The sequence below is a fragment of the Collimonas sp. GW821-FHT02H07 genome (assembly GCF_059421505.1).
Map to the genome: position 1 here is coordinate 619,663 of NZ_JBWKVC010000002.1, position 19,269 is coordinate 638,931.

Here is a 19,269-nt window from a genome sequence, read left to right on the forward strand (position 1 = left end):
ATAATGAGCGCTGTCGATATTCACCTGAAGACTGCCATCCATGCCGCAATCCCTGGAAAATTTACTGGTCGTGGGAATTTCATCCCGCGCACTGTTCGACCTGGAAATCGAAGAAGCCATCTTCCGCCAGGAAGGACTGGCGGCCTATCGCCGCCATCAACTGCTCAATGAAAACCAGGTTCTCAAGCCGGGAGCCGGTTTTGCCCTGGTAAAAGCCTTGCTGAAACTGAACCAGCTGACCGGCCAGCGTTTCGTCGAAGTGGTCGTGATGTCGCGCAATTCCAGCGAAACCTCGATGCGCATCTTCAATTCGATCAAGCATTACCAGCTCGACATCACGCGCGCGGTGCTGTCCGGCGGCGCTTCGCTGGCGCCCTATCTGCAGGCCTTCAATGTCAGCCTGTTCCTGTCGCTGCATGAAGACGATGTGCAAGCCGCAGTCAACTCAGGCACGGCAGCGGCGCTGCTGTACCAGATGCCCGACAATGCCATGGAGGAGCTGGACCAGATCCGGATCGCCTTCGATGGCGACGCCGTGATTTTTTCAGATGAATCGGAGAGAATTTACCAGAGCGAAGGAATCGAGGCATTTGAAAGGCATGAGCGGGAAAACGCCCTGCTGCCCCTGCCGCAAGGACCGTTTGCGCGGCTGCTGCTGGCGCTGTCCTATATCCAGAACAACTTCAAGAATCCGGATGGCCACGCGGCGCCGATCCGCACCGCGCTGGTCACGGCGCGGTCCTCGCCGGCCCACGAACGGGTGATCCGCACCCTGCGCGCCTGGGACGTGGCGATCGATGAAACCTTCTTCATGGGCGGCATCGTCAAATCGGATGTGCTGGCGGCCTTCAGGCCGCACATGTTTTTCGACGACCATCCGGACCATTGCGGCCGCGCCGCCATCAAGGTACAGACCGCACGCGTGCCATGGAAGCAGCCAAACGAATTTGAATAAGCGCGCCTGAACGACAGCCCCCCGCAGTTCAGGCGGTCGGCAAGGTATACGCCGCGAACTGTTCGCGCAGCTTGTTTTTCAACAGCTTGCCGGTGGCGCCGATCGGCAAGGCGTCGACAAAGGCAACGTCATCCGGGGTCCACCATTTAGCGATCTTGCCGTCGAAAAATGCCAGCAGCTCGGCGCCGCTGACTTCCATGCCGGGCTTGCGCACCACTACCAGCAAGGGCCGCTCATCCCATTTCGGATGAAAGATCCCGATGCAGGCCGCCATCTGCACCGCCGGATGCGCCATCACGATGTTTTCCAGGGCTATGCTGCTGATCCATTCGCCGCCGGACTTGATCACGTCCTTGCTGCGGTCGGTGATCTGCATGTAGCCGTCGCCGTCGATGGTGGCGACGTCGCCGGTGGGAAACCAGCCGTCCTGCAGCACCTCGCCGCCCTCGTTCTTGAAATAGCCGGCGACGATCCACGGGCCTTTGACCAGCAGATTGCCGTAAGTGACGCCATCCCAGGGCAGTTCCTCGCCCAGGTCGTCGACAATCTTCATGTCGACGCCGTAGATGGCATGGCCCTGCTTTTGCAGCAGCAGTTCCTGCTGCTCCAGAGGCAAGGAAAGATGTTTTGTCTGCAGGCTGCCGGTGGTGCCCAGCGGCGACATCTCGGTCATGCCCCAGGCGTGCACCACCTCCACGCCGTAGCGATGGCGCAAGCTTTTCATCATCGCCGGCGGACAGGCCGAGCCGCCGATGATGGTGCGCCTGAAGCTGGAGAAGCGCAGCTGGTTCTGCTCCATATGATTAAGCAGGCCGAGCCAGACCGTCGGCACGCCGGCGGAAATGGTGACCTGTTCCTGCTCGAACAGGTCGTACAGGGATTTGCCGTCCAGCCCCGGTCCCGGAAACACCATCTTGGCGCCGGTCAGCGGCACCGCGTACGGCAAGCCCCAGGCGTTGACATGAAACATCGGCACGATCGGCAGCACGGCGTCGCGCCCGGAAATGTTCATGGTGTCCGGCATGACCGACGCCAGGGAATGCAGCACCGTAGAGCGATGCGAATACAAGGCGCCTTTGGGATTGCCGGTGGTGCCCGAGGTGTAGCACAGGCTGGACGCGGAATTTTCATCGAACTGCGGCCACTGATAATCTTCCGGGCTGGCAGCCAGCAGCTCTTCGTAGCACAGAAGATTCGGCAGCTTGCTGTCCTGCGGCATGTGCTCGCGGGCGCACAGCGCGACATAGCCCTTGATGGTCTTGCTGAGCGGCGCCACCGCTTCCACCAGCGGCAGGAAGCAGGTATCGAAGAACAGGTACTGGTCTTCCGCATGGTTGGCGATATAACCGATCAGGTCCGGATGCAGGCGCGGATTGATCGTATGCAGCACCGCGCCGGCGCCGGAGACGGCGTAATAGGTTTCCATATGGCGGTAGCCGTTCCAGGCCAGCGTGGCAACCCGCTCGCCCATCCTGACGCCGAGGCTGGCGAGAGCATTGGCGAGCCGGCGCGCGCGGCCGTGGCATGCGCTGTAGGTATAGCGATGCAGATCGCCTTCCACCCGCCGCGAGACGATTTCGTTGGCGCCGAAATGGCGGTCGGCGTGCTGGATAATGCTGGAGATGAGCAAGGGCTGGCTCATCATCTGTCCCATCAGCGGGCTTTGCGGAAAGTCGGTCATCGCGTCTCCTGATAATTATCGTGCAGCCGTTTTCGCTACGTTACACGTTTTTATCAGCGCTGTGACCAACTAAAAAAAGCACGCCATGGCAGCCGCAATAAAAAAGGCCCGGCTTTGCCGCCGGTGATCTGGCGGTAAAGTCGGGCCCTTCCAATCTTGCTTGCTGCTTACCTCAGATCTTAGCGCGCCGAGATCGCATCCACCACGCACAAGGCGGTCATGTTGACGATGCGGCGTACGGTCGCCGACGGCGTCAGGATGTGCACCGGCTTGGCGCAGCCCAGCAGAATCGGGCCAACCGCCACGCCGTTGCCGCAGGTGTTCTTGAGCAGGTTGTAAGCGATATTGGCGGCGTCGATATTCGGCATCACCAGCAGGTTGGCATCGCCTTTCAAGGACGAATCCGGCATCAATTGACGACGCAGCTCAATGTTGAGGGCCGTATCGCCATGCATTTCACCATCGACTTCCAGCTCTGGCGAGAGCTCCTTGATGATCGCCAGCGCATTGCGCATCTTCTGCGCCGATGCACTGTTGCTGGAACCGTAGTTGGAATGGGACAGCAGGGCTACGCGCGGCTTGATGCCGAAGCGCAGCATCTCTTCCGCCGCCAGGATCGTGATCTCCGCCAGCTGCTCGGCAGTCGGCTCTTCATTGACGTGCGTGTCGACCAGCACCAGCTGGCGGTCGGCCAGGATCAAGGCATTCATCGCGGCGTAAACATTGACGCCTTCGCGCCGGCCCAGGACCTTGTCGATGTAGTTCAGATGCAGGTTGGTGGTGCCATAGGTGCCGCAGATCATGCCGTCGGCATGGCCCTTGTGGATCGCCATCGAACCGATCAGCGTATGGCGGCGGCGCATTTCCAGCTTGGCGTATTGCTCGGTCACGCCCTGGCGCTTGGTCATGGCCAGGAAGGTCTGCCAGTAATCGCGGTAGCGTTCGTCGAAATCCGGATTGATGACTTCAAAATCGACATCCGCTTTCAGGCGCAGGCCGAAACGTTCGATGCGCTGCTGCAGCACGGCCGGGCGGCCGACCAGGATCGGACGCGCCAGGTTTTCGTCGACCACCACCTGCACCGCGCGCAGGACGCGCTCTTCTTCGCCTTCAGCGTAGACGATGCGCTTCTTCTCGGCCGGGGTCTTCTTGGCGATCTGGAACAATGGCCGCATGAAGGTGCCGCTGCGATAGACGAATTGCTGCAGCTTGTCGATGTAGGCTTCCATGTCCTGGATCGGGCGGCTGGCGACGCCGGAGGCCACCGCAGCCTTGGCCACTGCCGGCGCGATCTTGATCATCAGGCGCGGATCGAACGGCTTCGGAATGATGTATTCAGGGCCGAACGACAGGTTGGTGATGCCGTAAGTGGTGGCGACGATGTCCGACTGCTCGGCTTGCGCCAGTTCGGCGATCGCATGCACCACGGCGATTTCCATCTCGCGCGTGATGGTGGTGGCGCCGCAATCGAGGGCGCCGCGGAAAATGTAAGGGAAGCACAGCACGTTGTTGACCTGGTTCGGATAATCCGAACGGCCGGTCGCCATGACCGCGTCGTCGCGCACTGCCTTGACTTCTTCCGGCAGGATTTCCGGGGTCGGATTGGCCAGCGCCAGCACCAGCGGCCGCGGGCCCATCGCCTTCACCATGTCTTGCTTGAGCACGCCGCCGGCCGACAGGCCGAGGAAAATGTCGGCGCCTGGAATCAGCTCGGCCAGGGTGCGGGCATCGGTCTCGCGCGCAAAGCGTTGCTTGTCCGGATCCATCAGCTCGACGCGGCCCTTGTAGACCACGCCGGCCAGGTCGGTGACGAAAATGTTTTCAATCGGGAAGCCGAGATCGACGATCAGGTCCAGGCAGGCCAGCGCGGCAGCACCGGCGCCGGAGACCACCAGCTTGCAGTTTTTGATATCCTTGCCGACCACTTTCAGGCCATTGAGGATCGCCGCGCCGACGATGATAGCGGTACCGTGCTGGTCGTCATGGAAGACCGGGATCTTCATGCGGTCGCGCAGCTTGCGCTCGATCTCGAAGCACTCAGGGGCCTTGATGTCTTCCAGGTTGATGCCGCCAAAAGTCGGTTCCAGCGAGGCGATGATGTCGCACAGCTTTTCCGGATCGTGTTCGTTGATCTCGATATCGAAGACGTCGATGCCGGCGAATTTCTTGAACAGCACGCCCTTGCCTTCCATCACCGGCTTGGATGCCAGCGGCCCGATATTGCCCAGGCCCAGCACGGCAGTGCCGTTGGTGATGACCGCCACCAGGTTGCCGCGCGCAGTGTAGCGGAAGGCATTGGCGGGATCGGCGACGATTTCTTCACAGGCCGCGGCCACGCCCGGCGAGTAGGCCAGCGCCAGGTCGCGCTGGTTGGTAAGCAGTTTGGTAGGAGTTACGCTAATTTTCCCGGGGGTCGGAAACTCGTGATATTCAAGCGCCGCTTGGCGTAATTGTTGGCGGAGCTCTTCTTTTTTATCGATCATCGAATCCATATGCCTCTGTCCCCAAGTGTAACAAGTGAAAGTCCTTGATTTTATCAGACTGCCCGCAACCGGCTATGCGAATTTCGCATCGTGAATAGCAATTTCACATAGATGCATGCCCATAAAAATCACCCGATGTCAAAACGACACAATCTATCATAGCTATTAAGATATTCAATTTCCAATTTCAATAAATAAAATCTATCATCCGTCTCACGGTAATCAACAAAACACCTTCCCGGAACAACTGAGAGAGAGCACACCATGGCAAACCAAGACAGCAACAAATCAGTCACTATCGAAAATCTGGAAGCCGCCTTTGCCGGTGAATCCATGGCCCATATAAAATACCGCTATTTCGCCAAGCTGGCGCGCGAAGCCGGCGCCGATGATGTCGCCAAGATTTTTGAAGATACAGCGGACCAGGAAGTCATGCACGCCTTCGGCCATCTCGACCTGCTGTATCCGAAAGCGCAGCTGACGCCGGCCAAATCGCTGGAAATCGCGATTGAAGGCGAGACTTACGAATACACGGAGATGTATCCGAAATTCCGCCATCTGGCGGTTGAAGAAGGCAACCAGGCCGCGGTCGCCGAATACGATGAGCAGATCGCCGAATCGAAAGAACATGCAGAGAATTTCAAGCGCACCCTGGAAAAAGCAGCCAAGCGTTTCGCCGCGCTGGCCAAGGTGGAAGAGCGCCACGCCAATCATTACCAGCAGGCGCTGGATGCATTGAACGCTGCGTAATTGAAGAAATCCTAAAGAAATCCGTCCGGCGGCGGGGCAAAGCGCCGCCAGGCCGGAAAACCGACACAACACACACAAATAGGAAACAACATGAAAACTTACCAATGCATCGTTTGCGGCCTGATCTATGACGAAGCGGCCGGCTGGCCGGAAGACGGCATCGCTGCCGGCACCAAGTGGGAAGACGTGCCCGCGACCTGGGAATGCCCGGATTGCGGCGTCGCCAAGGCAGACTTTGAAATGGTCGAAATCTAAGCAACTGTTGTAGAATCAGCGGCCGCAGCGCCAGGCGCTGCGGCCGGCAAGACATCCATCAACCACATTAAGTCGCTTCATCCTCACCGCCATCATTCCCAGGACATCCATGAAACCCATTATCATCATCGGCGCCGGCATGGCTGCTTATACGCTGGCACGTGAAGTGCGCAAGCTGAACAAGACTGCCGCCCTGCTCATCATCACTGCCGACGATGGCGGTTTCTATTCCAAGCCGATGCTGTCGAATGCGTTCGCGCAAAAGAAACTGGCGGCCCAGCTGATCTCGCAAAGTGCAGTACAGATGGCGGAGCAGGTCGGCGCGAATATCATGACCAAGACCCGGGTCAACCATATCGATACGATGGCCAAGGTAGTGGACACCAGCAGCGGCGCTTTCGAATACGAACAGCTGGTGATTGCGGTCGGCGCGCAAGCGATCCGGCTGGGCATCGCCGGCGACGCCGCCGAGCGCGTGCTGTCGGTCAACCATATCGACGATTACGCCACCTTCCGCGAGAAGCTGCTGCCGGACGTGCAGGCATCGGCGCGCGTGATCATCCTCGGCGCCGGCCTGATCGGCTGCGAATTCGCCGACGACCTCGCCGCCCACGGCCACCAGGTCATGCTGGTCGATCCCAACAGCCTGCCTTTGGCAGCCTTGGCTGCGCCGCCGCTGTCGCAAGGCTTGCACGCCGCCCTCAGCGCGCGCGGCATCGACCTGCGCCTGGGCACCACGGCCAGCAGCATCGACCACGCCGACGGCGCGCTCAAAGTCACGCTGGCCAATGGCGACAGCGTGGTGGCCGATGTGGTCCTGTCGGCCGTCGGCCTGCGCCCCGACCTGACGCTGGCGCAAGCCGCAAACCTGGCCAGCGGCCGCGGCATCCTGGTCGATTCCCATGGCCGCACCAGCGCGCCGGATGTCTATGCGCTCGGCGACTGCGCCGAATACCGCATCGACGGCGAAGGCCGCACCAGCCCGCTGCCGTATATCGCTCCGATCCTGACCGCGGCGCGGGCGATCGCCAAGACCTTGAATGGCGAAGACACCGAAATCGATCTCAAGCATTCGCCGGTGATCGTCAAGACCCCAAGCTATCCGCTGGCGCTGGTGCCGCCGCCTGCGCATGCGGTGGCGACCGGCCGCTGGGAAACCGAAGTGGATGGCGGCACCACCATTTGCCGCTTCTTCGATGCGCAAGGCGTGATGCTTGGTTTCGGCGTGGCGCCGCAGGAAGCGAAAATCAGGCAAGCCTTGATGGCGGCGCTGGGGACCAAGCCTTAAGCAACTCACTTGCTTTCGGGCAGATGAAAAAAATCCACGAATACTGTCGTGGATTTTTTTTGCGCCGTGCCGGCAATGACCGCTCGTCGTGCTACGCGAATTCCGCAATCAGCTCGACTATCTCTGCGCCATAGGTTTCCAGTTTCTTCTCGCCGACGCCGCTGACGCCGCGCAAATCGTCCAGGGACGCAGGCTGCGCCTTGGCGATTTCGCGCATGGTGGCGTCGTGGAAAATCACATAGGCCGGCACATTGTGCTTGCGCGCGGTTTCCACCCGCCACCAGCGCAGCTTCTCGAAGATGGCCTGCTCCTGCGTCGACAGATCGGTTTCGACATAGCCCTTGGATTTGCCGCTGCTGCGCTTCTGTTTGACCGGTTTCTGGTATTGCCGCAGCTGCACCGGGTGCTCGCCCTTCAGCACCGGCCGCGCGGCGTCGGTCAGCTTGAGCGCGCTGTAGGCTTCATGGTCGACCGTGATCAGGCCGAGCGCAATCGACTGCCGCAGGATGGCGCGCCATTCCGCTTCGCTGCGGTCGCTGCCGATGCCGAAGGTGGAGAGCTGATCGTGGCGCCACTGCTTGATCTTGTCGGAGTCGATGCCGCGCAAGACATCCATCACGTGCATGGCGCCGAAGCGCTGGTCGACCCGGTAGATGGTCGACAGCAGCTTTTGCACTACCACGGTGGCATCGAAGGAGACCGGCGGATTCATGCAGGTATCGCAGTTGCCGCAACGCTCGGAACTCTGGCCGAAATAGTCCAGCAGGCGCACGCGCCGGCAATGCAGGGTTTCACACAGGCCGAGCATAGCGTCCAGCTTGACGCCGAGCACACGCTTGAAAGTCTCGCCGGCTTCCGATTCATCGATCATGCGGCGCTGCTGCACCACGTCCTGCAAACCATACGCCATCCAGGCATTGGCCGGGCCGCCGTCACGGCCGGCGCGGCCGGTTTCCTGGTAATAGCCCTCGATGCTTTTCGGCAGGTCCAGGTGGGCGACGAAGCGCACATCCGGCTTGTCGATGCCCATGCCGAAAGCGATGGTGGCGCACATCACGATGCCGTCTTCGCGCAGGAAGCGTCCCTGATTCTTGGTGCGCTGCGCGTAATCCATGCCGGCGTGATACGGCAGGGCGGTGATCCCTTGCTGCACCAGGAATTCTGCGGTTTCTTCCACCTTCTTGCGCGACAGGCAGTACACGATGCCGGCGTCGCCGACATGCTCGCTTTCGATGAAATCGAGCAGCTGCTTGCGGCCGTTGCCTTTTTCTACTATCTGGTAGCGGATGTTGGGGCGGTCGAAGGAAGAAACAAAACGCGCCCCGTCTTCCAGCTGCAGACGCAGCGCGATTTCTTCGCGGGTCTGCTGGTCGGCGGTGGCCGTCAGCGCAATCCGCGGCACTTGCGGAAAGCGCTCGTGCAGGATCGACAGCTTGATGTATTCCGGCCGGAAATCATGCCCCCATTGCGATACGCAATGCGCTTCGTCGATGGCGAACAGGGCGATCTTCGACGACTCCAGCAGCTCCAGACAGCGCGGCGTCAGCAGGCGTTCCGGCGCGACGTAGACGAGGTCGAGGTCGCCATTGCGCACGCGGCGCTCGATCTGCGCGGCTTCTTCGTAGGTCTGGGTTGAATTGAGGAAGGCCGCGCGCACGCCGACTTCCGCCAGCGCGTCGACCTGGTCCTGCATCAGCGCGATCAGCGGCGACACCACCACGCCGACGCCGTCGCGCAACAGGGCCGGGATCTGGTAGCACAGCGACTTGCCGCCGCCGGTCGGCATCAGCACCAGCGCATCCCCGCCGTTGGCGACATGGCTGACGATCTCAGCCTGCTGGCCACGAAACGAGGGATAGCCGAATACCGTTTGCAGTATATGCAATGCTTGCGGATCGGCCGCTGCGGCTTGTGCTGAATTTGACATTAAATGCGTTGACTTTGCTTTACTTGATTTAACTTAGGAAACCGTTGTTGACCGCCACCAGCAGGAAAATGCCGAGGGCGATACGGTAGACGATGAACGGCCAGGTGGAGAATTTTTCCAGGAATTTCATCAAACCCCAGATTGCGCCAAACGCCGAAATACTGGCGACCACCAGACCGAAAATCAGCAACATCCAGGTTTCCAGCGGCATGTGCAGATGAAACAGCACCAGCAGCTCTTTCAAGCCGGCCAGGGCAATCGCCGGCAAGCCGAGCAGGAAGGAGAAGCGCGCGGCTTCCTCGCGCTTGAAATTCAGGAACAGGGCGGCTGTCAGGGTCGAACCGGAGCGCGACACGCCCGGAATCAGGGCGCCGACTTGCGCCAGGCCGACGATAATCGCATCGCGCAAGCGCATTTCGCCGACGGTGCGGCGATGCTTGCAGCTGACCTCCGCCAGCGCCAGCAGCAGGCCCATGGCGATACAGGCATAGCCGATCACGCTCAGGCTGCGCAGCGGCGAACCGCAGGCGTTCAGCACATGCGACAGCGCCAGGCCGGCAATCCCGATCGGGATGGTGGCCAGGATGATCGCCACGCCGAGGCGGAACGACGGGCTGCTGAAATCGCGCTGGCGCATCGCATCGATGCTGCCCATTGTGACTTCGCGCACATCGCGCCAGAAATAGCTCACCACCGCCGCCAGCGCCGCCAGCTGCATCGCCGCCGAGAACGCCGAGCCCGGATCATGCCAGCCCAGCACTGCCGGCACGATGCGCATATGCGCGGTGGAAGAAATCGGCAATAACTCAGAGATGCCCTGAATCACGCCCAGAATCGCGACCTGCAAATAGTCTAGCGATGCAAACCCGATATCGGTACCAGCGGAACATACACTTGCCACAACATTCTCCTGTTCAGGATTGGATGATTACAATTTTTTACTGTACTTACTGTACTAAAAGCCGGTTCAGCCCTGCCTTTCCGGGCAGCTTCAATGCACCCAGCTGACCCAGCCGGCATAACCCGTCACGATCACCACCAGGCCGAAGACGATGCGATACCACGCAAACGCGGTGAAATCATGGCTGCTGATATAACGCAGCAACCAGCGCACGCACAGGAAAGCGGAAACGAAGGCCGCCACGGTGCCGATCGAAAACAGCGGAATATCGGTCGCCGACAGCAGTGCGCGGTCTTTATACAGGGAATAGATGGTGGCGGCAAACAGGGTCGGGATCGCCAGGAAGAAGGAAAATTCGGTGGCGGCCTTGCGCGACAGGCCAAACATCATGCCGCCGATGATCGTGGCGCCGGAGCGGCTGGTGCCGGGGATCAGCGCGAAAGCCTGGGCGAAGCCGATCTTCAAGGCATCCAGCGCCGTCATGTCGTCGACCGAGTCAACCCGCACGACGCTGCCACGCGTCCTGTTGCGGCGCTCGACCCAGAGAATCACGAAACCGCCGACGATCAGCGCAATCGCCACCGGCAGCGGCGCAAACAGCTTTTCCTTGATCATCTTGCTGAACAGCAGGCCCAGGATCGCAGCAGGCATGAAGGCAATGACCAGGTTGAACACCAGCTTGCGCGCCTTGGAATCGCTGGGCAAGCCGCGCAGCACGGCGGCGATGCGGGCGCGGTATTCCCAGCAGACGGCGAAAATGGCGCCGGCCTGGATCGCGATTTCGAACACTTCAGCCTTTTCGCGGCCGATATCGGCGGTAAAGTCCAGCAGGCTGCCGGCCAGGATCAGGTGACCGGTGGACGAAATCGGCAGAAACTCGGTAAAGCCCTCGACCAGGCCCATGATCAGGACTTTTAACGCGAGAAATATATCCATGTAGTGTGGGAATGATGAATGATGAATGATAAAAGAGTAAGGAAATAGCGCGGCAGGACGAATGATACCGTCGCGGCCGTAAGCCTGTAACGATAGTTTTCTTAAAGAAAGCGCACTATTTTACCGGTTCGAAGGTGACCACCAGGTTTTCCGGCCTGGTGGCGATGCGGGTCGGCATGAACGCCACGCCGGCATAGCGCAGGTCTTCCGGCTTGAAAGCATACAGCGGCAGGCTGGCCAGCAGCTGGCGCGCCAGCAGATTGCCGATCTGCGTGACCTGTGCGGCATAGCTGTCGTCCAGGCCGTTCAATACCAGGCTGTCCAGTTTCGGTTCGGCCAGGGTTACCGCATTGTGCGGGTTGTCCAGGGTCAGGATGCCGGAGATGGCCATTGTGCCGCTCCACGACTTGCCCAGCAGCGGCAGCGCCACCGTGACGTCGGTATTCATGGCCAGGCGGTTCTGCTCAGGCGGCAGGGCGAGCACGGCCCTGCTGGCGGTAATCTGGAAAATGCCCAGGTAGCGCTGCGAAAACGGCAGGCGCTTGTCCACCGATTGCTGCAGCTTGGCCAGCGGGAAAGCGACATCGCGCGGTCCGATCAGGGCGGCGCAGGACGCCAGCAGCAGCGCGGCAGACAAGGCCAGCAGCAGGGAAACAGCCCTGCCAGACATAGACCGGTTTGATTTCATTCAGATTTCCTTGTATTCGGGCAATAGGCAAATGCGGCAGCGAGATGCAACCGCGTCGATTCTACCCTGCGGTCAATTGCTCCAGCGTTGCCAGGTAATGCATCGCATGCGCCCGCGAGCTGCCGCACATGTCTGGGGCAGGCTGCAAACTGGCGCAAACCGCGGGCCGTTCCGGACTGCCGAAAATCCGGCACAGATTGGCCGGATCCAGTTGAATGCAGCGTACGCCCGCTGGCTTTCCATTCGGCATGCCGGGGATGGCCGAGGAGATCGACGGCGCCGTGCAACAGGCGCCGCAATCGGGACGGCAGCTCAAGCCCGGCGCACTCATGCGGCGGCCTCGGCGGTCAGTGTGAATTTAACAAGCATGGGGAGGTGTGCAGCCGGCAGCAACGCAGATTGAAGCAAAGGCTGGATTCTACTTGCATTCGCGTTTTGCATCACCCTTTGCACAACAGCGGAATGCTGCTGCGCGAATGCCGACCTGCCAACTGTGACAGTGACGTCGAAATGAAAGAAGCAGTGTAATGACCACTCTCAATTCAAAAAGGAGTCGGTATGAAAATTCGTCACATCGCTTGCGGATTGGCTTTTCAGGCGCTATGCCTGGGTGCGCACGCCGAAGCCAGGCATGGCGCGGTGGAATTTCCCGTTGCACGGCAACTGAACTGCTATAAGGCCCAGGATTTCAGCTGGCCGGCAGATGGCTCGGGCATCAAGAATCCTGCCTGCAGGGCTGCCTATCAGGAAGTATACAAAAAGCACGACAACAATCAGAGTCAGGCCACAATCCAGTTCAATCAATGGAACGAATACGCCAAGAACATTCCGAATTACAATGATTTCGAGGAAGTCAAAAAAGCCATCCCTGATCATCAGTTGTGCTCCGCCGGCAACAGCGTTCCCGGCAACGACAAATCCGGGATGGACCTGCCCTCGCCCGACTGGCATACCAGCACCGTCGCCAAGGACCAGAACCAGGCGATGCGCCTGAAATTCAAGGCCACCATGGCGCATGACCCCAGTTTCTGGGTGATTTATCTTTCCAAGCCGGGCTACGACCCGGCCAAGGCCAGCCTGACCTGGAACGACCTGGAAGAAGTCGGCCGCTTCGACAATGTCAAGCCGGTGGGCGGTTACTACGAGATGAATGTTGATCTCAAGGACACGTTGGGCCAACGCGTTCTGTATACCCGTTGGCAGCGCGTTGACTCGGCCGGAGAGGGGTTCTACAACTGTAGCGACGTCAATATCGTTGCCAGCGCCGCGAAAAAGTAAGGCGGCAAATCCGCACAGGCGGCTGGCCGGAATCCACAGCCTCAGGCATTCCCGCCGGCCGCCATGAAAATCCTTCTCAGCACAATCCAACCTGACGGAGAACAAGCATGTCTGATTTTGTACAGGTAACCAATGAAGATCGCCGCCATGAGGCCTTGCAGAAGGGCTTCAATCTGCGCTTCCCTGCCGCTCCCGATGCCGGCGCCGGCAGCATTTACGTGTGCAAGACCTGGCAGGAAACCCTGCTGGCTGCCAATGCCGCACTCAAAAACGGCAATCGCATCACGGTGCGCAGCGGCGGCCATTGCTACGAGGGTTTCGTCTCCAACAAATTATCCGCAGGCGAAAAACTGGCCATCATCGACGTCGGCCTGATGACCGGCATGGATTACTCCCGCAATGGAGACCTGGGGTCCCAGGTCCTGCCGGCCAATCCGGCCCGCTACAAATTCCGGGTGTCCGCCGGCAATCAAAACTGGGATGCTTATGTCGACCTGTACAAGCGCACCGGCAAGACGCTGCCGGGCGGCACCTGCTATTCGGTCGGTTCAGGCGGCCACATCGTCGGCGGCGGCTACGGCTTGCTGTCGCGCCTGCATGGCTTGAGCGTCGACTGGCTCGCGGGCGTGGATATCCTGGTGCCCGACAGCACAGGCACAGGGCTGACAGCCAGGCACGTGAACCTGGCCTCAGACGGCGTCGAGCGCGACCTGTTCATCGCCTGCCGCGGCGCCGGCGGCGGCAACTTCGGCATCATCCTGAACTATTACTTCAAGGATTTGCCGGAAGCGCCGAAAGAAGCTTACTTCCTCGCCTTGAGCTATGCCTGGGACGACCTCCAGCAGGCCGGCGGCGCCAGCGCGCTGAAACGCTTGCTCGATACTTATGGCGAATGGTTCGCGCGGCACGACAACGAGTGGAATGCGCCGCACAACGGCAATGGCGGCCTGTTCACCCTGTTCAAGCTGAATGCGCGGGCAGCCGGCAATATCGGCCTGGTGATCCAGTACACCGACGTCGACGGCAATGTCGGCAACGGCAAGGACGGTCCGTTCATCGATTTTGTCAACGCCATGACCCATATTCCCGGGTTGCCCGCGCGCCTCAACGATGCCTTCATGGAACCGAATATTGCGCCGAAACGCCACAAGAATGCAGGCATGGATATGCGCGTCCAGGATGCCATCAGCAATGCCCGCCGCATGGACTGGATTGCGCTGACGCAGATGTTCAACGGCTCGGGCGACAACCGCCGCGGCAAGTACAAATCGAGCTATCAGATCAAGCCGACGCTGGCGGCGCCGGTTGCCGGCAGCGACCAGTTGTGGGAAGTGCTGTACGTCTACGGCAACGATCCCCGGCTCAACGCCTCGCTGGTGCAGATCGATTCGTATGGCGGCGCCGTCAATGCATTCATGGGCAGCCATGAAACCTGCGTACCGCAACGGGAGTCGATTTTGAAAAGCCAGTTCCAGACCTACTGGACCGATGCCGCCGACGACGAATTCCACATGGCCTGGCTAAGCCGCCTGTTCCATGCCTACATCCTGGCTTATACGCCCGAAGCCAGCTCCGGCAAGCCCCACCCTTCGAGCGACTGGCAAGGCTGCTACATCAATTATCCCGATATCGACATGAAATACAGCGACCCGGCGCACACTAGGGTCGATCCGCAATGGCCTGCCCTGTACTACATGGACAAGGCGCAGTTCCTGGTTGCGCTGAAACAGAAAATCGATCCGGGCAATCTGTTCCGGCATGAAATGTCGATTCCCCTGCAAATGCCTTGACGGCCGGCGCGTTCAAGCTGCGGCAGGCGAAGGCCGATTCTCCACACTCGGTCAGCCGGTCTTCGCTACCAGCCCCAGCGGCAGCGCCGTGGTGGATTTGATCTGTTCCATCGAGAATGCCGATGACACGCTATACAGCTGCGTGATCTTGATCAGCTTCTTGTAAAAGGCGTCATAGCCCTGGATGTCCGTGGTGACGACTTTCAATAAATAGTCGACGTCGCCGCTCATGCGATGGAATTCCTGGACTTCCGGCAAAGCCATCACCGCCGTCGCGAACTTCGACAGCCATTTCTCGTCATGCTGGCCGGTGCGCACGCTGACGAACACCGTCACCGGCAAACCGATCTTCTCGCGGTTGACGATGGCGACGCGGCGCTCGATATAACCCTCTTCTTCCAGCCGCTTCAGGCGTTTCCAGCATGGCGTGCTGGACAGATCGATCTTTTCGCTGAGCGCGGCGACGGACAGGCTGCCGTCGATCTGCAGCGCCGCCAGAATGGCGTGATCAAACTTATCAAGTGCGTTCATGCTATTTTGTAATATATATAGGTATAAATATTCTCCATTTTAGCAAAATTCCGGTATTTTTAGAATGTCTTCATCCATCGGAAACAGTAGACTATTGTCAAGCTTACTGTCCGATGAAAAACCATGACTGAAATTTATCTCGACGCCAACGCCACCACCGCCGTCCTGCCAGCCGCGATTGAAGCGGCCGCCCGGACCATGAAAGAGTGCTTTGGCAATCCCAGCAGCAGCCATGCCACCGGCATCCAGGCCAAGACCCTGATGAGCCAGGTGCGTCAGCGCGCCGCGCGCCTGCTTGGCGCCGGCGACGGCCGCTTGATGTTCAACAGCGGCGCCACCGAAGGCATCCAGACCGCGGTGCTGTCCGCGCTGTGCGCCTTGCGCGAACGGCAGTCGGCCGGCCAGCGCATCGGCAAATTTTTACTTTACGGCGCCACGGAGCACAAGGCCGTGCCGGAAAGCCTGATGCACTGGAATCGCTTGCTGGGATTGAACCTGGAAATGATGAAACTGCCGGTCGACCGCAATGGCCAGCATGACCTCGAAGCCCTGCGCCTGCTGGCCGGCGATGCCGCGCTGGTATGCACCATGGCGGCCAACAATGAAACCGGCGTCATCTCCGAGCTGGCGCAGATCGAGGCTGTATTGCGGCAAAGCGGCAGCGACGCTTACTGGCTGGTCGACTGCGTCCAGGCGCTGGGCAAGATGCAGCTGAACCTGGCGGCGACGCGCATCGACTATGCGGCGTTTTCCGGACACAAGCTGTATGCGCCAAAAGGCGTAGGCATGCTGTACGTCCGGCCGGGAGCGCCTTTCACGCCATTGATCATGGGCGGCGGCCAGGAATCCGGGCTGCGCTCCGGCACCGAAAACATGGCTGGCATCGCCGCCCTCGGTGCGGTCCTGGGCGCCCTGGAAGACGGCGTCAGCTTCCGCAGCCACCAGCAGCTGCATGGCTTCCGTGCACGCCTGGTCGCCAGCCTGCGGATTGCCTTTCCCGACATCGTGTTTAATCAGCCGCTGGAAAAGACCCTGCCGACCACGCTCAATTTCTCCGTGCCGGGGCTGGCCAGCAAGGAATTGCTGGACCTGTTCGACGCCGCCCAGCTGCGGGTCAGTTCGGGCAGCGCCTGCTCCGCCGCCAAGAGCGCCCCCAGCTATGTGCTGGAAGCGATGCAGCTGCCGCACTGGCGCAGCAGTTCCGCGATCCGCATGTCGTTCGGGCCGCTGGCCGACGATGCCTTCATCAGCGCTGCCTGCGCGCGCATCGAACATTGCGGCCTCGCCTGGCGCCAGGGCGCTGCCGCCGCCGCGCCATCGGCTGCCGCCGACCCAGTGGTCCGCTTCAACCTGGACGGCGCCAATGCCTGGCTGGTAGCGGATGACGCTAGCCGCAGCTGCGTCATCATTGACCCGTCGCCATTGCTGGCGCCGCGCCTGGCCGCTTATGTGCGCAACCACGATTACCAGCTGCGCGCCATTCTCAGCACCAAGGCGCTGCCAGCGCAGGACAGCGCCCGCTTCGAACTGGCCCGAGCCCTGGGCAGCGATGCTGGGCCTGACGCCGGCAACGATGCCTTTGGCTGGCCGGCGCCGGGCAGTTCCGAACTGATGCTGGGCGCACGGAAATTCCTGTGCAAGAGGCAGGATGAGCACCAGGTCTATTTGCTGGGAAGCGTCGGAGAAGAGCAGTTTGCGGCGCATGTTGCCTTCATCGGCGAATTGCCTGCGGCGGCGATCGAGTCCACGCTCATCGAGCCGGACACGCTGCTATGTCCGGCGCGCGATGAAACCGGCCAGCTGTGCACCAGCCTGCGCGCGGAGCAAAACCCCGCGCATGGAGAAAGCGCCAGCGGCATGCACCTGGAAGCTGCCGCACTTGTGCAATTCCTTGCCGCTCATCCGGGCGCACTGCTGGTTGACGTGCGCGAAGCCTATGAACATGCGGCCGGGATGACTTCGGCGCCCGGCCAAACGGTCCTGCATGTGCCGCTCAGCCGCCTCACCTCCCATCTGAGACTATGGTTGCGCGGCGCTCCTGTGCCGTTGGTGTTTTTCTGCCGCAGCGGCAACCGCAGCGACAAAGCCGTCGCGTGCCTGCGCCGGCTCGGCTACCGGAACGCCTGGAACGTCAGCGGCGGCCTTGCCCTGGGCAATCCGGTGCTGAGGCTGGACTACCCCAAGGCAGCCTGAAAATAGTAAGTTTCATACCCCGCCGGCCTTTGCTCCAAAGCCACCGGCGGCGGCCTCGCCCTGCCCCTCCCATCACACAAGTTGACACTCCAGGCATTGCCGCTTACATTACTGACTCTTAAGTCAGTTATTTGCAAACCCAAGGATTCATGAACTGCCCTTTCAGCTCCAAACCCCGTTGGGCGCGCCGCAAAGAGGCGCGGCCGCAGGAATTGCTGGCGGCCGCGCTGGATATATTCGTCGAGCGCGGCTTTGCCGCCACCCGGCTGGGCGACGTCGCGGCCAGGGCCGGCGTCTCGAAAGGGACGCTGTACCTGTATTTCGAGAACAAGGAAGAGCTGTTCAAGGCGGTGGTGCGCGAAAACATGCTGCCGATCCTGGATGAAGCCGAAGACATCATCGACGGCTACGGCGGCAGCAGCGCCGATCTGTTCCGCGAGCTGATCCTGGGCTGGTGGGAGCGTATCGGCGCCACCAAGGTAGCCGGGATCACCAAGCTGATGATGGCGGAATCGGCCAATTTCCCGGAACTGGCGACCTTTTACCGCGAGGAAGTCAGCGTGCGCGGCGACGCCATGATCGTGCGCATGCTGGAGCGCGGCGTCGAGCGCGGCGAATTCCGCACGATCGACGTGCGCCAGACCGCCAACGTGGTGATCGCGCCGGTGATCATGCTGATGATGTGGCAACAAGCTTTCAACCCCTGTCATGCGGAACCGCTGAATTCGGCACGCTATCTGGAAAGTTTCATCGATTTGTGCCTGAACGGCTTGCAGAAGCCGCCGGATCCCGCTTCCACCTGAGCATGGACCATGCCGGGGCGCCGTAAACCGTGGATTACCGTTGCACATCGGTGTTTTGCCAGGTTTGCCGCAGCCTGCGATAGGTTTTTGAGGGTGGCCTTTGATAGAATGAGCCCTTTATTTTTCATTACCGAGCCTTAACCATGAATATCGAACAAGCCCGCTTCAATATGATCGAACAGCAAATTCGCCCGTGGAACGTGCTGGATCTGGACGTTCTGGAATTGCTGACGGTAGTCCGCCGTGAGGATTTCGTGCCGGCCGCCTACAAAAGCCTGGCATTTTCCGATACCGAGATTCCACTGCCTGGCGCCAACGGCGAAAGCATGCTGGCGCCGAAGATCGAAGCGCGCTTGCTGCAGGAAGCTGCCGTCAAGAAGCATGAACAAGTGCTGGAAATCGGCTCAGGCTCGGGCTACATGGCAGCGTTGCTGTGTTACAAGGCAAGGCATGTCACCACGGTTGAAATCGATCCGGAACTGAAGGCGCTGGCCGCCGGCAACCTGGCTGCCTATGGCATCACCAACGTCGACGTCGTGCAAGGCAACGGCGCCCAGGGCTGGGAGCAGAGCGACACCAAGCGCTTCGACGTGATCGTCATCTCCGGCTCGCTGGCGGTGCTGCCGGATGCCTTCCTCAAGCAACTCAATGTCGGCGGCCGCATCATCGCCATCGTCGGCGACGCGCCTGTGATGTTTGCGCAGGTGATCACCCTCACTTCGGACACCAATTACAGCACGGTCAACCTGTTTGAAACCGACGTCAAGCCGCTGCGCGAAGCCGCCGTACATTCCCAGTTCAAGTTCTAAG

Annotated in this window: 17 protein-coding genes; 9 read left to right on the forward strand and 8 right to left on the reverse strand. The window is 60.4% G+C overall.

The window, feature by feature from the left end; translation table 11 throughout:
- Positions 1-40: 40 nt before the first annotated feature.
- Positions 41-955 carry a 5'-nucleotidase gene (locus AC07V8_RS05980; protein WP_494677719.1) on the forward strand — a complete coding sequence of 305 codons (915 nt, stop codon included), beginning with the start codon at positions 41-43 and terminating at the stop codon, positions 953-955.
- Positions 956-983: 28 nt separating this feature from the next.
- Here AC07V8_RS05980 and AC07V8_RS05985 read toward each other — a convergent pair whose 3' ends face one another.
- Together AC07V8_RS05985 and AC07V8_RS05990 are read right to left on the reverse strand one after the other, a co-directional pair.
- On the reverse strand, positions 984-2,636 hold the full coding sequence (locus AC07V8_RS05985) for a 3-(methylthio)propionyl-CoA ligase (protein ID WP_494677720.1): 1,653 nt from the start codon (positions 2,634-2,636) through the stop codon (positions 984-986).
- 179 nt (positions 2,637-2,815) lie between these two features.
- Complete coding sequence (locus AC07V8_RS05990) at positions 2,816-5,128, reverse strand: NADP-dependent malic enzyme (RefSeq protein ID WP_494677721.1); 2,313 nt, start codon at positions 5,126-5,128, stop codon at positions 2,816-2,818.
- 255 nt (positions 5,129-5,383) lie between these two features.
- On the opposite strand from AC07V8_RS05990, the gene AC07V8_RS05995 reads away from it, so the two are divergent.
- From AC07V8_RS05995 to AC07V8_RS06005, 3 genes are all read left to right on the forward strand, one after another.
- Positions 5,384-5,869, forward strand: coding sequence for a rubrerythrin family protein (locus AC07V8_RS05995; protein ID WP_494677722.1), 486 nt, complete (start codon positions 5,384-5,386; stop codon positions 5,867-5,869).
- A 90-nt stretch (positions 5,870-5,959) separates the two neighbouring features.
- Positions 5,960-6,124 carry a rubredoxin gene (locus AC07V8_RS06000; protein WP_038485925.1) on the forward strand — a complete coding sequence of 55 codons (165 nt, stop codon included), beginning with the start codon at positions 5,960-5,962 and terminating at the stop codon, positions 6,122-6,124.
- 109 nt (positions 6,125-6,233) lie between these two features.
- The gene (locus AC07V8_RS06005; RefSeq protein WP_494677723.1) at positions 6,234-7,412 is read left to right on the forward strand and encodes an FAD-dependent oxidoreductase; all 1,179 of its coding nucleotides are present in this window, start codon (positions 6,234-6,236) and stop codon (positions 7,410-7,412) included.
- A gap of 91 nt (positions 7,413-7,503) precedes the next feature.
- Here the strand turns inward: AC07V8_RS06005 and recQ are convergent, their stop codons facing one another.
- The 5 genes from recQ to AC07V8_RS06030 all read right to left on the reverse strand — a co-directional run bounded on the left by recQ (position 7,504) and on the right by AC07V8_RS06030 (position 12,180).
- Entirely contained in the window at positions 7,504-9,339 is a 1,836-nt protein-coding gene (gene recQ, locus AC07V8_RS06010) for a DNA helicase RecQ (protein ID WP_494677724.1), read from the reverse strand.
- A 28-nt stretch (positions 9,340-9,367) separates the two neighbouring features.
- Complete coding sequence (locus AC07V8_RS06015) at positions 9,368-10,240, reverse strand: undecaprenyl-diphosphate phosphatase (RefSeq protein ID WP_494677725.1); 873 nt, start codon at positions 10,238-10,240, stop codon at positions 9,368-9,370.
- Between the two features lie 90 nt (positions 10,241-10,330).
- The gene (locus AC07V8_RS06020; protein WP_494677726.1) at positions 10,331-11,176 is read right to left on the reverse strand and encodes an undecaprenyl-diphosphate phosphatase; all 846 of its coding nucleotides are present in this window, start codon (positions 11,174-11,176) and stop codon (positions 10,331-10,333) included.
- A gap of 115 nt (positions 11,177-11,291) precedes the next feature.
- Complete coding sequence (locus AC07V8_RS06025; RefSeq protein WP_494677727.1) at positions 11,292-11,846, reverse strand: DUF1439 domain-containing protein; 555 nt, start codon at positions 11,844-11,846, stop codon at positions 11,292-11,294.
- 79 nt (positions 11,847-11,925) lie between these two features.
- Positions 11,926-12,180: a YkgJ family cysteine cluster protein gene (locus AC07V8_RS06030; protein ID WP_494677767.1), complete on the reverse strand. Its 255-nt coding sequence runs from the start codon at positions 12,178-12,180 to the stop codon at positions 11,926-11,928.
- A 242-nt stretch (positions 12,181-12,422) separates the two neighbouring features.
- Here AC07V8_RS06030 and AC07V8_RS06035 point away from each other — a divergent pair, with 242 nt between their 5' ends.
- Both AC07V8_RS06035 and AC07V8_RS06040 read left to right on the forward strand, forming a co-directional pair.
- On the forward strand, positions 12,423-13,142 hold the full coding sequence (locus AC07V8_RS06035) for a lytic polysaccharide monooxygenase (RefSeq protein WP_494677728.1): 720 nt from the start codon (positions 12,423-12,425) through the stop codon (positions 13,140-13,142).
- Between the two features lie 107 nt (positions 13,143-13,249).
- Positions 13,250-14,932, forward strand: coding sequence for an FAD-binding oxidoreductase (locus AC07V8_RS06040; protein WP_494677729.1), 1,683 nt, complete (start codon positions 13,250-13,252; stop codon positions 14,930-14,932).
- Positions 14,933-14,983: 51 nt separating this feature from the next.
- Here the strand turns inward: AC07V8_RS06040 and AC07V8_RS06045 are convergent, their stop codons facing one another.
- Complete coding sequence (locus AC07V8_RS06045) at positions 14,984-15,463, reverse strand: Lrp/AsnC family transcriptional regulator (protein ID WP_494677730.1); 480 nt, start codon at positions 15,461-15,463, stop codon at positions 14,984-14,986.
- A 123-nt stretch (positions 15,464-15,586) separates the two neighbouring features.
- Here AC07V8_RS06045 and AC07V8_RS06050 point away from each other — a divergent pair, with 123 nt between their 5' ends.
- The 3 genes from AC07V8_RS06050 to AC07V8_RS06060 all read left to right on the forward strand — a co-directional run bounded on the left by AC07V8_RS06050 (position 15,587) and on the right by AC07V8_RS06060 (position 19,268).
- Positions 15,587-17,656, forward strand: a complete 2,070-nt coding sequence (locus AC07V8_RS06050) for an aminotransferase class V-fold PLP-dependent enzyme (protein WP_494677731.1) — start codon at positions 15,587-15,589, stop codon at positions 17,654-17,656.
- A 149-nt stretch (positions 17,657-17,805) separates the two neighbouring features.
- On the forward strand, positions 17,806-18,459 hold the full coding sequence (locus AC07V8_RS06055) for a TetR/AcrR family transcriptional regulator (protein ID WP_494677732.1): 654 nt from the start codon (positions 17,806-17,808) through the stop codon (positions 18,457-18,459).
- A gap of 143 nt (positions 18,460-18,602) precedes the next feature.
- Positions 18,603-19,268, forward strand: coding sequence for a protein-L-isoaspartate O-methyltransferase family protein (locus tag AC07V8_RS06060; RefSeq protein ID WP_494677733.1), 666 nt, complete (start codon positions 18,603-18,605; stop codon positions 19,266-19,268).
- Position 19,269: the final 1 nt, after the last annotated feature.

What these genes read in the sequence shown, in the direction of transcription:
- AC07V8_RS06025 (WP_494677727.1), bottom strand. Translation starts at nt 11,846, where the DNA reads ATGTCTGGCAGGGCTGTTTCCCTGCTGCTGGCCTTGTCTGCCGCGCTG.
- AC07V8_RS05990 (WP_494677721.1), bottom strand. Translation starts at nt 5,128, where the DNA reads ATGGATTCGATGATCGATAAAAAAGAAGAGCTCCGCCAACAATTACGC.
- AC07V8_RS06005 (WP_494677723.1), top strand. Translation starts at nt 6,234, where the DNA reads ATGAAACCCATTATCATCATCGGCGCCGGCATGGCTGCTTATACGCTG.
- AC07V8_RS06000 (WP_038485925.1), top strand. Translation starts at nt 5,960, where the DNA reads ATGAAAACTTACCAATGCATCGTTTGCGGCCTGATCTATGACGAAGCG.
- AC07V8_RS05985 (WP_494677720.1), bottom strand. Translation starts at nt 2,636, where the DNA reads ATGACCGACTTTCCGCAAAGCCCGCTGATGGGACAGATGATGAGCCAG.
- AC07V8_RS06050 (WP_494677731.1), top strand. Translation starts at nt 15,587, where the DNA reads ATGACTGAAATTTATCTCGACGCCAACGCCACCACCGCCGTCCTGCCA.
- AC07V8_RS06055 (WP_494677732.1), top strand. Translation starts at nt 17,806, where the DNA reads ATGAACTGCCCTTTCAGCTCCAAACCCCGTTGGGCGCGCCGCAAAGAG.
- AC07V8_RS06045 (WP_494677730.1), bottom strand. Translation starts at nt 15,463, where the DNA reads ATGAACGCACTTGATAAGTTTGATCACGCCATTCTGGCGGCGCTGCAG.
- AC07V8_RS05995 (WP_494677722.1), top strand. Translation starts at nt 5,384, where the DNA reads ATGGCAAACCAAGACAGCAACAAATCAGTCACTATCGAAAATCTGGAA.
- AC07V8_RS06035 (WP_494677728.1), top strand. Translation starts at nt 12,423, where the DNA reads ATGAAAATTCGTCACATCGCTTGCGGATTGGCTTTTCAGGCGCTATGC.
- recQ (WP_494677724.1), bottom strand. Translation starts at nt 9,339, where the DNA reads ATGTCAAATTCAGCACAAGCCGCAGCGGCCGATCCGCAAGCATTGCAT.
- AC07V8_RS06020 (WP_494677726.1), bottom strand. Translation starts at nt 11,176, where the DNA reads ATGGATATATTTCTCGCGTTAAAAGTCCTGATCATGGGCCTGGTCGAG.
- AC07V8_RS06040 (WP_494677729.1), top strand. Translation starts at nt 13,250, where the DNA reads ATGTCTGATTTTGTACAGGTAACCAATGAAGATCGCCGCCATGAGGCC.
- AC07V8_RS06060 (WP_494677733.1), top strand. Translation starts at nt 18,603, where the DNA reads ATGAATATCGAACAAGCCCGCTTCAATATGATCGAACAGCAAATTCGC.
- AC07V8_RS05980 (WP_494677719.1), top strand. Translation starts at nt 41, where the DNA reads ATGCCGCAATCCCTGGAAAATTTACTGGTCGTGGGAATTTCATCCCGC.